This window comes from Pseudoalteromonas sp. S1612, from assembly GCF_005887175.1.
Lineage (GTDB): Bacteria > Pseudomonadota > Gammaproteobacteria > Enterobacterales > Alteromonadaceae > Pseudoalteromonas > Pseudoalteromonas undina.
Genome location: NZ_PNDH01000070.1, coordinates 1 through 12,774, shown reverse-complemented (window position 1 = coordinate 12,774; position 12,774 = coordinate 1). Strand labels below are relative to the sequence as shown.

The 12,774-nt window shown below is 42.2% G+C and carries 12 protein-coding genes; 11 read left to right on the top strand and 1 reads right to left on the bottom strand.

Going from position 1 to position 12,774, the window contains the following annotated elements; all coding sequences use genetic code 11:
- Window positions 1-123: 123 nt before the first annotated feature.
- Window positions 124-1,485, bottom strand: a complete 1,362-nt coding sequence (gorA, locus tag CWB78_RS17935) for a glutathione-disulfide reductase (RefSeq protein ID WP_055013344.1) — start codon at window positions 1,483-1,485, stop codon at window positions 124-126.
- Between the two features lie 230 nt (window positions 1,486-1,715).
- On the opposite strand from gorA, the gene prlC reads away from it, so the two are divergent.
- From prlC to fdx, 11 genes are all read left to right on the top strand, one after another.
- Window positions 1,716-3,767, top strand: coding sequence for an oligopeptidase A (gene prlC, locus CWB78_RS17930; protein ID WP_138596775.1), 2,052 nt, complete (start codon window positions 1,716-1,718; stop codon window positions 3,765-3,767).
- 162 nt (window positions 3,768-3,929) lie between these two features.
- Window positions 3,930-5,108: a response regulator gene (locus CWB78_RS17925; protein WP_138596773.1), complete on the top strand. Its 1,179-nt coding sequence runs from the start codon at window positions 3,930-3,932 to the stop codon at window positions 5,106-5,108.
- A gap of 65 nt (window positions 5,109-5,173) precedes the next feature.
- Window positions 5,174-5,929: a class I SAM-dependent methyltransferase gene (locus tag CWB78_RS17920; RefSeq protein WP_008467222.1), complete on the top strand. Its 756-nt coding sequence runs from the start codon at window positions 5,174-5,176 to the stop codon at window positions 5,927-5,929.
- A 322-nt stretch (window positions 5,930-6,251) separates the two neighbouring features.
- Window positions 6,252-6,977 carry a tRNA (cytosine(32)/uridine(32)-2'-O)-methyltransferase TrmJ gene (gene trmJ / locus CWB78_RS17915; RefSeq protein WP_054202357.1) on the top strand — a complete coding sequence of 242 codons (726 nt, stop codon included), beginning with the start codon at window positions 6,252-6,254 and terminating at the stop codon, window positions 6,975-6,977.
- A gap of 202 nt (window positions 6,978-7,179) precedes the next feature.
- Window positions 7,180-7,671 (top strand): Fe-S cluster assembly transcriptional regulator IscR, encoded by a 492-nt coding sequence (iscR, locus tag CWB78_RS17910; protein WP_008113921.1) that lies wholly within the window; start codon window positions 7,180-7,182, stop codon window positions 7,669-7,671.
- Window positions 7,672-7,695: 24 nt separating this feature from the next.
- Window positions 7,696-8,913, top strand: a complete 1,218-nt coding sequence (locus CWB78_RS17905) for an IscS subfamily cysteine desulfurase (RefSeq protein ID WP_008113922.1) — start codon at window positions 7,696-7,698, stop codon at window positions 8,911-8,913.
- A 40-nt stretch (window positions 8,914-8,953) separates the two neighbouring features.
- Window positions 8,954-9,337 (top strand): Fe-S cluster assembly scaffold IscU, encoded by a 384-nt coding sequence (gene iscU, locus CWB78_RS17900; RefSeq protein ID WP_054202356.1) that lies wholly within the window; start codon window positions 8,954-8,956, stop codon window positions 9,335-9,337.
- 9 nt (window positions 9,338-9,346) lie between these two features.
- Window positions 9,347-9,670 carry an iron-sulfur cluster assembly protein IscA gene (gene iscA, locus CWB78_RS17895; RefSeq protein ID WP_008113924.1) on the top strand — a complete coding sequence of 108 codons (324 nt, stop codon included), beginning with the start codon at window positions 9,347-9,349 and terminating at the stop codon, window positions 9,668-9,670.
- Between the two features lie 86 nt (window positions 9,671-9,756).
- Window positions 9,757-10,284, top strand: coding sequence for a co-chaperone HscB (gene hscB / locus CWB78_RS17890; protein ID WP_054202355.1), 528 nt, complete (start codon window positions 9,757-9,759; stop codon window positions 10,282-10,284).
- Between the two features lie 42 nt (window positions 10,285-10,326).
- Window positions 10,327-12,189, top strand: a complete 1,863-nt coding sequence (gene hscA, locus CWB78_RS17885) for a Fe-S protein assembly chaperone HscA (protein ID WP_055013455.1) — start codon at window positions 10,327-10,329, stop codon at window positions 12,187-12,189.
- 11 nt (window positions 12,190-12,200) lie between these two features.
- Entirely contained in the window at window positions 12,201-12,539 is a 339-nt protein-coding gene (gene fdx, locus CWB78_RS17880) for an ISC system 2Fe-2S type ferredoxin (protein WP_008113929.1), read from the top strand.
- The last annotated feature ends 235 nt before the right edge of the window (window positions 12,540-12,774 follow it).

Below are 12,774 nucleotides of genomic sequence, written 5' to 3'. Positions count from 1 at the left end.
AGCGGGCGACGTGCTGCGGGTCTCTAGAAAAACATCTAACTTCTAAATAAAAAAACCTTGCGATGTTAACCGCAAGGTTTTTTTATTTCTCGAACCTCGAACCTCGAACCTCGAACCTCGAGCTTATCTCATGGTGACAAACTCTTCCGAACCCGTCGGGTGTAGTGCGACTACCGCATCAAAATCGGCCTTAGTCGCGCCCATTTTCATGGCGACTGCAAAACCCTGAATCATTTCATCAACGGTAAAACCAATACCGTGTAAGCCCACAACTTTTTCATCATCACCAGCACACACTAACATCATATTACAGGCTTGGCGGTGCTGAGTAACTGCGGTATACATAGCCGCAAAGCTTGATTTATATACTTTGACATTTTCGCCGCCGTACTGAGAAATAGCTTCTTGCTCAGTTAAACCAATTGTGCCGATAGGTGGGTGGCTAAATACTACGGTTGGTACTAGGCTGTAGTCCATTTTTAAATCGTTCGGCAATTCTTTATTAAATAAACGCTCCGATAGAGTACGACCCGCTTTAACAGCAACCGGTGTAAGCTCAATACCATTTTCGATAATATCACCCACAGCGTATACATTTTCAGCTGTGGTGTTTTGGTATTCATCTACTTTTACATAACCGCTTTCGTTTACTTCTACGCCTGCTGCAGCAAGGTTAATTTTATCGGTTGTTGGCGTGCGGCCTATAGCCCAAATAACCTGATCAACATTTTCGCTGTAACCATTCTCAAAATGAATCGTTAAGCTGCCATCAGCCTCTTTTACCACTTCTTTTGGTGAACACTCAGTGTGCAGAGTAGGGCCTTCTTTTGCCATAATATCAACCAGTGTGTCGATAATGTATGGGTCAAAAGTACGCAGAGGCTTGCTCTTACGAACAAATAAGTGAGTTTGTGTACCTAAGCTGTGCAGCACACCGGCAATTTCTACGGCAATATAACCGGCACCAACAACGGCAACACGTTTAGGTTGTTCGTTCAGCTCAAAAAAGCCGTTTGAATCAATACCGTGTTCAGCACCTGGAATATTAGGAATAGTAGGGCGGCCACCAACGGCAACTAAAATGTGATCGGCAGTATAGTGTTCGCCATCTACTTCAACGGTTTTACTATCAACAAACTTTGCAAAACCTTTGATCACAGTTACGCCATTTTTAGCTAAACCATTATCATAGCCTTTGTGAATACGGCCAATATAGGCTTCACGGCTTTCTACTAGTTTTGACCAATCAAAGCCTTTAACTTCAACATCAAAACCGTAATCAGGAGCATAAAGATTAATTGCTTCAGCAACTTGAGCACCGTGCCACATTACTTTTTTAGGAACACACCCTACGTTTACGCAGGTGCCACCCATGTGTTTTGCTTCAATAAGTGCTACTTTTGCGCCACGCATTGCTGCACGGTTAGCTGATGCAATACCACCACTACCGCCACCAATTGCAATGTAATCAAAATGCTGAGCCATGTTTAATCCTCTAAATGTGTTTAACAATGTTTTACCGATAATATCATATGCGATGAACAAGTCACTTGTTCAGGTTTGCTAAAATCTCTACCATCAAACGAAAATCAAGCTAGTTAAGATCAAGGTATTATTAGTCGAGCGTATATTAAGCTAAGAGCTGAACACTTCCCCTTGTATTTACGTATTTTGCCCCAACTTCATTTTTATATTTGCACAAACTGAGAATGACTATGAGCAATGCACAAACAAATCCCCTAATCGGGCTTGAAGGTTTACCGCCTTTTTCAAAAATAAAGCCAGAGCATGTTGTCCCGGCACTAAAAAAAGGTATTGAGCACTGTCGCAGTGCAATTGATGATGTATTAGCAAAGCAATCATACACCTGGAATGATTTAGTATTACCCCTTGAAGAAGCTGACGATAAACTATCGCGATTATTTTCACCGGTATCACATTTAAACTCGGTGATGAACAACGATGAACTTCGCGAAGCTTATGAGCAGTGTTTACCGCTTATTTCTGAATATTCTACTTTTGTTGGCCAACACCAAGGCTTATATGAGGCTTACAGCGCGCTTTATAATAGCGATGAATTTAAAACACTCACTACCGCTCAGCAAAAAACCGTTACCAACGCATTGCGTGACTTTAAGCTTTCAGGCATTGCACTAAATCCTGAGCAGCAAAAACGCTACGGTGAAATTAGTGCGCGTTTATCAGAGCTTGCTTCAAAATTTGGTAATAATGTGATGGATGCCACGCTTGCATGGCATAAGCATATTACCGATGAAAGCCAACTAGCGGGTTTACCAGAGTCAGCACTGGCATTAGCGGCCGATACAGCAAAAAGTAAAGACTTAGAAGGCTGGGTATTCACTCTCGATTTCCCTTCTTACTTACCTATAATGACTTACGCAGACGACCGTGAACTTCGCAAAGAAACATACACCGCGTTTTCTACTCGTGCATCCGATCAAGGGCCAAATGCAGGAGAGTTCGATAACTCAGCGATAATGAGTGAAGAACTGGCACTACGTCATGAGTTAGCACAATTACTAGGCTTTAATAATTACGCCGAAAAATCGTTAGCTACAAAAATGGCAGAATCACCTGCACAGGTATTTTCATTTTTAGAAGATTTAGCCGCTAAATCTAAGCCACAAGCAGAGCAAGAGCTTAAAGAGTTGCAACAATATGCAGAGCAACAGCACGGTATTAGTGAACTACAGGCATGGGACTTTGGTTATTACAGCGAAAAGCTAAAGCAAGAAAAATACGCGATTTCAGATGAAGTATTACGCCCATACTTCCCTGCCGATAAAGTGCTTAGTGGTTTGTTTGAAACGGTTAACCGCTTATTTGGTATTACAGTTAAAGAGCAAAAAGACATCGATACTTACCATAAAGATGTGCGCTTTTTTGAAATTTACGATAGCAAAAATACTTTACGTGGTCGTTTCTACTTAGATTTATACGCCCGTGACCACAAGCGTGGTGGTGCGTGGATGGATGACTGTATGGGTCGTAAAGTGCGTGCTAATGGTGAACTTCAAACACCAGTTGCTTACTTAGTATGTAACTTTAATAAAGCGATTGGCGATAAGCCTGCTTTGTTTACCCATAATGAAGTAACCACACTGTTCCATGAGTTTGGTCACGGCATTCACCACATGTTAACTCAAGTAGATGCAGCGCCTGTTGCTGGTATTAATGGTGTGGCATGGGATGCCGTTGAATTGCCAAGTCAGTTTTTAGAAAACTGGTGTTACGAGGAAGAAGCCCTAAGCTTTATTTCAGGCCACTTCGAAACCGGTGAGCCATTACCAAAAGAGCTACTAGATAAACTATTGGCCGCTAAAAATTACAACTCAGGTATGCAAATGCTAAGACAACTTGAGTTCTCGTTATTCGACTTTAAAATTCACCATGACTACGTGGCAGACAAACCATGTAACATTCAAGCTGTACTTGATGATGTACGCAGTCGTACCTCAGTCATTAAGCCGCCAGCGTTTAACCGTTTTCAGCATGGCTTTAGTCATATTTTTGCGGGCGGTTACAGTGCAGGCTATTACTCGTATAAATGGGCTGAAGTACTTTCGGCAGACGCCTACTCTAAATTTGAAGAAGAGGGGATTTTTAATCCACAAACTGGCCAAGCGTTTATGCAGCACATTCTTGAAAAAGGCGGCAGCGAAGAGCCAATGGCACTGTTTAAAAACTTCCGTGGTCGTGAGCCAAGTGTAGATGCACTACTGCGCCACAGCGGCATCGCCGCTTAGGGGCTGTTGACCTTTGCGGATTAAAATATAATTACAAAAGCGCCCCAGAGGCGCTTTTTTATTGCCTAAAACACAGTGCTGTTAAAGAATATTTTGAATAAATTTTAGTAGTTTTAACATGGCGTACTATGCTTTGAACAAAGTACTAAAAGGGACTAACGCATGGCAAAGTTAATACTGGCAATTGATGACGATAAATTAATGCACCATATTATTGAAGAATCTTTAGCTGGGTTTTGCAAAGTGATCCACGCCAAAAATGGTGAAGATGGCATAAGACAAGCGATTAAATATAACCCCGATATTATTTTGCTTGATGTTGAAATGCCGGGCATGTCTGGTTATGAGGTTTGCCAAACTATTAAACAAAATAAAGCCACAACAGATATTCCGGTAATGTTTTTATCATCCAAAGTGGGGCAAGCTGAACGTATTAAAGGGTTTAGTGTTGGCGGGGCTGACTACATTTTGAAGCCTTTTAACGCACAGGAGCTGATGGCACGCATTAAAATTCTTTACCAGTATCGCAAGCAGTGTGCAACACTGCAGTATGATATAGCAAAGGCCAATAAAACAGCTGAAATGGCGATGATTGAGACCGGTGACATGGGGCGCATTATGCGTTTTGTCTGTCAAAGCTATCATGCCGATAATTTAGAATTATTAAGTGAATACTTTTTAGGGTTTTTTACTCCATTACACCTCAATGTCGTGGTTGTTTTTTGGCAAAATAACCAGGGAATGTTTTATAGCCAAGAAACAGGCGTATGCCCATTAGAGCAAGAGCTACTCATACAGCATAAAAATGCAGAACGCTTTGTTGATATTGGTCATAGTACTATTATTAATTACCCTAATATTTCACTATTAATTAAAAATATGCCTGTAGATACGCCATCACTTTATGGCCGCTATAAAGATTTATTTCCGCATATTTTAGAAGTAACTAACGAAAAAGTAGTGACTATACAGCAGCACCAATATCGACTAATGCGCGACAATGAGCTAACCCTTGCTTTTAAAGATATAGTTGCCCAGCTTAAAAATCAAAACGCCATGCAAACGAGTGCAATTAGCCAGCTTACAGAGCAGCTTGAGCAACTCCAATCGCTAATGCAAACACACAACGAGATACCAGCTTCGCAATTTAATGAGCAAATAACTCAGCTTAGTCATACATCACAGCAGCTGGTTGCAACCACTAATGATTTAGCCTTTATTAAGCACCAACTAAAAACAACCACTCAACAGCGTGATGACTTAATTACTCAAACACAACTAAGTAAACAACAAACGCAGCCAGAACCTGAGAGTGAAAATAACGATATTGAGTTGTTTTAAACTAGAGATCGTATATTGGCTTTGTTTGGGTATAATAACGGTGAAATTTATCATCGGAGTGTGAAGTGGTTATACAGTGTGCGTTTAAAGAGTGTCGACCTTATTTAAATGAGTTAGAAGCACGCTTTGGGCTTGCTCAATGGGCAGAGCAAAGCAGTGGTTTTAGCTTGCATTACGATGATAAAGGACTAAGCTTGTATAAAACTGACGAGCCAAAATTAGGTGCTATTAACGTAGACTTTGTAACTGGTGCCGTTGCACATAGGCGTAAATTTGGTGGTGGTAAAGGGCAATCAATTGCCAAAGCAGTTGGTCTTAACAAGGGCGCAACGCCAGTGGTACTCGATGCCACAGCAGGCCTTGGGCGTGATGGTTTTGTGTTAGCCTCATTAGGCTGTAAAGTAATTTTACATGAGCGCCATCCCGTGGTTGCTGCACTGTTATATGATGGCTTACAACGTGCTTATAACGATAGTGAAATTGGCCCATGGATGCAGCAAAATATGAGCCTTATCTTTGGCTCAAGCCATACTTTACTTGCTCAATGTGACAGCATGCCCGATGTGGTTTACCTTGATCCAATGTTCCCGCACCGTGAAAAATCAGCGCTGGTTAAAAAAGAAATGCGGGTATTCCAAGAGTTAGTGGGTGGCGATACCGACGCCGATGATTTACTCGATTTTGCTTACCCTCTTGCCAGTAAGCGTGTAGTAGTGAAACGCCCCGATTATGCACCATTTTTAAATGATAAAACCCCGAGTATGCAAATCAAAACCAAGAAGAACCGCTTTGATGTGTATGTAAAAGCCGCGATGGTTTAGGTTAAAGACCAGTTTTTAGTCTTCAGCTGTCAGTTGTCAGCAAAAGATTAAGCCAAGTACGGTGTTTGGGTTAAACGTAGGCGGGGCTTTACGCCGCGCAGGTAGTTTGACATGTTGTGAAAGTGCGCGAGGTAAACTCTCACCTATAATATAAAAACTGGGCTTGCATAAGGCTCGGTGTTTAATTTTACTACCTGACCGCTGACCGCTGACCGCTGACCCCGAACTGATCTTTTAGATCTCGACTATTGAATATAGGATCTCAGCGCGTTTTCATGCTAGAATTTGCGCAATTTTTTTGTACTCGATAAGTAGCACTGTAATGATCTTAGATGATATCCGCATCGTTTTAGTAAACACATCACATTCTGGCAATATTGGTTCTGCGGCACGTGCCATGAAAACCATGGGATTATCAAAGTTATACCTTGTAGATCCTGCCTGTGAAATAGATAGCCATGCCAGCGCACTGGCTGCAGGTGCTACAGATGTACTTGGTAATGCTGTTGTTGTTGATACGGTTGCTGATGCCATTGCTGATTGTGCATTAACTATCGGTACTAGTGCTCGCTCGCGTACATTATCGTGGCCTATGGTTGAGCCGCGTGAATGTGGTGAAAAGCTTGTTGGCGAAGCTGTAAATGGCCCTGTAGCACTTGTATTTGGTCGTGAAAACAGTGGCTTAACAAACGAAGAATTACAATTGTGTAATTACCATGTATGTATTCCTGCTAACCCAGAATACAGCTCGCTAAATTTAGCCATGGCAGTACAAACCTTATGCTATGAAACGCGTATGGCGTTTTTAAATCAACAGCCTAAAGCGGAACAAGAAGAAGACGAAACCCTATATCCATCGTCTAAACAAACAGAGCTGTTTTACGAACATCTTGAAGACACCTTGTTTAAAACAGGCTTCATCATTAAGCAGCACCCAGGCATGGTAATGACTAAGCTACGTCGCTTGTTTAATCGTGCTCGCCCTGAAGATGCTGAAATGAACATATTACGAGGTATTCTTACCTCAATTAATAAGTCTATAAAATAGCAATTAGTTATAAATAGCGCCCTTTATTACTCCACTAATACTTGACTAAATTACTCAGGTAATTACAATAGACCCAATACTTGACCAAAACAGTCGGGTATTACAAGTTTATCGGTTGCCGTTTGAGGCTAGCCAATCAGGATAATACTTGACTAATCTACTCTGGTAATTAAAATTTGCACTCTTTTGTGCGGGGGGCGTTATGAAGTTAACATCAAAAGGCAGATATGCCGTTACAGCCATGCTGGATGTTGCACTACATGCAAATATAGGCCCTGTAGCGCTTGCAGATATTTCGCAGCGCCAAGAAATTTCTTTGTCTTATCTTGAGCAGTTATTTGCCCGTTTACGTAAAAATGGGCTAGTGAGTTCTGTTCGAGGTCCTGGTGGGGGCTATTTACTAGGACGTGAGGCGGATGTAATTTCAGTTGGCGATGTTATCAATGCGGTAGATGAATCTGTTGACGCTACTCGGTGTCAGCGAAGCAATACTGGTTGTCAAAGTGGCATGCGTTGTTTAACCCATACATTGTGGTCAGACTTAAGCGCACGAATTGAAGAATTTTTAAATAATATTACCTTAGCTGAATTGGTTGAAAAGTCGGACGTTAAAGCGGTCGCTCTTCGCCAAGAAAACAGCGTTAATGATGCAATTAAGCAGTTGGAAAATATTCAAGTAAGCTGTCAACTTTAAGGTTGACCTGCAGCGGAGAGAGAAATGAAGTTACCGATTTATTTAGATTACGCAGCAACTACGCCCGTTGACGAACGAGTTGCCAAAGAAATGATGCAGTGCCTGACTATGGACGGTAATTTTGGTAATCCAGCATCGCGTTCACACCGTTTTGGTTGGCAAGCTGAAGAAGTCGTTGACCAAGCACGTACGGACATTGCCGATTTAATTAATGCAGACCCACGTGAAATTGTATTCACATCGGGTGCAACAGAATCAAATAACCTTGCTATTAAAGGTGCGGCTCAGTTTTACAAGAAAAAAGGTAAGCATGTTATTACCGCTAAAACTGAACACAAAGCAGTTATCGACACATGTCGTGAGCTTGAGCGTCAAGGGTTTGAAGTAACTTATATGGACGTTGAAGAAAACGGCCTACTTGATCTGCAAAAATTAGCAGATACGATGCGTGACGACACTGTGCTTGTAAGCATTATGCATGTAAATAACGAGCTAGGTGTAATCCAAGACATCAACACTATTGGTGAAATGTGTCGCGAACGTAAAATTATGTTCCACGTAGATGCAGCACAAAGCGCAGGTAAAGTTTTAATCGATGTGCAACAAACCAAAGTAGATTTCATGTCATTCTCGGCGCACAAAGTATACGGCCCTAAAGGCGTAGGTGCTTTGTATGTTCGTCGTAAACCACGTGCACGTTTAGAAGCACAAATGCACGGTGGCGGTCATGAACGTGGTATGCGTTCTGGTACATTAGCGACCCATCAGTTAGTAGGTATGGGCGCAGCATTTAGAATTGCAAAACAAGATTTTGAAAAAGATCACGCACACATCAGTGCGTTACGTAAACGCCTAATCGACGGCATTTTAACAGATATGGACGAAGTGTACTTTAACGGCACACAAGACCAATCAGTACCTGGTATTGTTAATATCAGCTTTAACTTTGTTGAAGGTGAGTCGTTACTAATGGCCGTTAAAGATATTGCGGTATCGTCAGGTTCAGCCTGTACATCTGCAAGTTTAGAACCTTCTTATGTATTGCGTGCATTAGGTCGCAACGACGAATTAGCACATAGTTCAATTCGTTTTAGTATTGGCCGTTTTACGACCGAAGAAGAGATTGATTACACCGTTGAGTTAATGAAAAACTCGATTGGCCGTTTACGTGAAATGTCTCCTCTTTGGGAAATGCACCAAGAAGGTGTTGATTTAGATTCAGTTGAATGGGCGCACCACTAATTAGTGGAGCCCATACCTAGCAGGTAGTGAGGATAGAATTATGGCTTACAGTGATAAAGTAATCGACCACGTAGAAAACCCACGTAACGTAGGTGCTCTAGATAAAAACGATCCGTCAGTGGCAACGGGTATGGTAGGCGCACCAGCATGTGGTGACGTAATGAAACTGCAAATTAAAGTGTCTGCAGAAGGCGTGATTGAAGATGCAAAATTCAAAACGTATGGCTGTGGTAGTGCAATTGCTTCATCTTCACTGGTAACAGAGTGGGTTAAAGGCAAAACACTAGACGAAGCGTCTACTATCAAAAATACCGATATCAGCGCAGAGCTAGAATTACCACCAGTGAAAATTCACTGTTCAATTTTAGCAGAAGATGCAATTCAAGCAGCAATTGCAGATTACAAAAGCAAACATACAAACTAAGAGATATTCATGGCAGTGACATTGACAGATGCGGCAGCAAACCGCGTACAATCATTTTTAGCAAACCGTGGTAAAGGCATAGGCCTGCGAGTTGGCATTAAAACGACGGGCTGTTCAGGTCTTGCTTATGTATTAGAGTTTGTTGATGAGCTAAACGATGATGATGAAACATTTGCGGCTAAAGGCGTTACCTTAATTGTCGACGCTAAAAGCTTAGTTTATATCGACGGCACTGAGCTCGACTACACAAAAGAAGGCTTAAATGAAGGGTTTAAATTTAACAACCCTAATCAAGCTGATGAGTGTGGTTGTGGCGAAAGCTTTACCGTTTAAGCTCAAACTTGTTTTGAATACCTAAGCTACTTGGGTATAACTAAGCCCTGCCAATTAATGTAGGGCTTTGTCATTTGTGAGAAGTTATGCGTTATTTTGAGTTATTTGCAATTCCCGTTGACTACAATATTGATTTAGCAACGATTAACAAGCACTACTTAGAACTTCAACGTGCTGTTCACCCTGATCGCCATGCTAATGCTAGCAGTCGTGATAAATTAATGGCCGTACAAAGTACTGCCGAAATTAATGATGCACTGCAAACACTCAAGCACCCCGTTAAACGTGCAGAATATATGCTGAGCGAGCTGGGCGTAGATATTCGTGCTGAGCAGCAAACATTGCAAGATCCCATGTTTTTAATGCAGCAAATGGAGCTTCGCGAAGAACTTGAAGAGTTAGCGAGCGCAAGCGATCCTGATTCTGCTATTGATCATTTTGAAAAACAAATAAAGCAGCTTGATCAGCAATACAGTGCGCAATTGGCAGAGCAGTTAGCAAGTAACGATGAGCAGCAATATCAACAAGCAGCAGACAGTATCCGTAAACTAAAGTTTGTTTATAAGTTACGCGACGAACTTGAACGCATTGAAGACAGTTTATTTGACGATTAATTCACTTGCTGCAAAGCGAGCAACACGAGTTTAAAGAGCATTATGGCATTATTGCAAATTGCTGAGCCGGGGCAGAGCGCGGCACCACATGAACATAAATTAGCAATTGGAATTGACTTAGGTACCACGAATTCATTAGTGGCAACCGTACAAAGCGGCGAAGCTCGTACTATTACAGATGAGTCAGGCGAAGCAATGTTGCCGTCTGTAGTGCGTTACCAAGCTGGTGGCATAACCGTGGGTGCAGACGCGATGCAAGCAGCTACACTCGATCCGGTTAATACACTTATTTCAGTTAAGCGCTTTTTAGGTAAAACCCAAGCCGAAATAGAACAAAGCTATGGCCAACTGCCTTATCAATTTTGCGATGATAACGGCGCACTTGCGATAGCAACTGAAGCCGGGGAAATCAGCCCAGTAAAAGCATCAAGCCATATTTTAGGTGCCCTAAAAGCACGTGCAGAACAAAGCTTTGGTAATCAAGATATTTTAGGCGCGGTTATTACCGTACCAGCCTATTTTGATGATGCACAACGCCAAAGCACTAAAGATGCGGCTGAACTAGCCGGCATTAATGTACTGCGTTTATTAAACGAGCCAACTGCTGCTGCGGTTGCTTATGGTTTAGACTCAGGTCAAGAAGGCATCATTGCCGTTTATGACTTAGGTGGCGGAACATTTGATATTTCTATACTGCGCTTAAATAAAGGCGTGTTTGAAGTATTGGCCACTGGTGGCGATTCAAGCCTAGGCGGTGATGACTTTGACTCATTATTAGTTGACTACTTAAAACAAGAAACCGGCGTGACGGGCTTATCTCCTTCGGTATTACGTTTATTTATAAATAAAGCCAAAGCCTGTAAAGAAGCACTCAGCCAATACGAAAAAGTAAATGTTGGCCTTGAGTTTGACGATGAAAAATACATGGTTGAAGTAACGCGAGAGAAGTTTAACGAGCTGGCTATGCCACTGGTTAAAAAAACGCTCCGCTCATGTCGTCGTGCAGTAAAAGATGCCGGTATTGAAAACCAAGAAGTATTACAAGTGGTGATGGTTGGCGGTTCAACCCGCATGCCGTTGGTACGTACTCAAGTTGGCGAGTTTTTTGATAAACAACCACTCACTTCAATTGACCCTGATCGTGTTGTTGCTCTGGGGGCAGCATTACAAGCAGACGTATTAATTGGTAACAAGCCAGATTCAGACATGTTATTGCTGGATGTGTTACCGTTGTCGCTAGGACTTGAGACCATGGGTGGCTTGGTTGAAAAAATCATTCCACGCAATACCACTATCCCAGTTGCACGAGCGCAAGAATTTACTACGTTTAAAGATGGTCAAACGGCTATGTCGTTGCATGTATTACAAGGTGAGCGTGAACTGGTTGACGATTGTCGATCGCTGGCAAAGTTCAGCTTAAAAGGCATTCCACCTATGGCGGCGGGAGCGGCGCATATTCGCGTTACCTTTAAAGTAGACGCTGATGGTTTACTAAGCGTATCAGCCATGGAAAAATCAACTGGCGTTCAAGCAGAAATACAAGTAAAACCGTCGTTTGGTTTGTCTGACGACCAAGTTGCTAATATGCTTAAAGAGTCGATGAGTAACGCTAAAGGCGACATGCAAGCGCGTATGCTTAAAGAGCAACAAGTTGAAGCGCTTCGTGTAATAGAAGCAATGGAAGCCTCTTTAGCAGCTGATGGCGATTTACTTGAGCCTGAGCAACTAGCGGCGCTAAAAGTGGAAATAAACGAACTTGCAAAAGTACGCGAGAGTGCACAAGAACCAAGCGAAATTAAAGCAGCCATTGAAAAAATGGACAATGCGAGTAGTGATTTTGCCGCGCGTAGAATGGATGCATCAATTAAAAAAGCCTTAACAGGCCAGTCAGTAGACAATATATAAGAGAGATTAGAATGCCACAAATTGTTTTTCTTCCCCATCCGGAGTTGTGTCCTGACGGTGCTGCAATAGAAGCGCCCGCTGGCGAAACGGTACTTGATATCGCGCTTAAAAATGGCATTAGCATTCCTCATGCCTGTGAAAAGTCATGTGCATGTACAACTTGTCACTTAGTGATCCGTGAAGGTTTTGACTCATTAGATGAAAGTGACGACCTAGAAGACGACATGCTAGATAAAGCCTGGGGTTTAGAACCAGAGTCACGTTTAGGTTGCCAAGCAATTATTAGAGATGAAGACTTAGTGGTTGAAATACCTAAGTACAATCTCAATATCGTTAATGAAGAACACTAGTTTTTAATTAACGACTATTATATTAAAAGCCGCTGTTTAATACAGCGGCTTTTTTGTTTGTATTAAGTAGCAGCGGGTTTACCCGCGTTTTTTTTAAAGGTTACGAGCGACGGGCTGCGAGGTGCGGGTAAATTAAAAAACCTGGTAGCGTTAACCACAAGGCTTTTTAATATATCGAAGCCCGAAGCCCGAAGCCCGAAGCCCGAAGCCCGAAGCTCGAGGCTCGAGGCTCGAG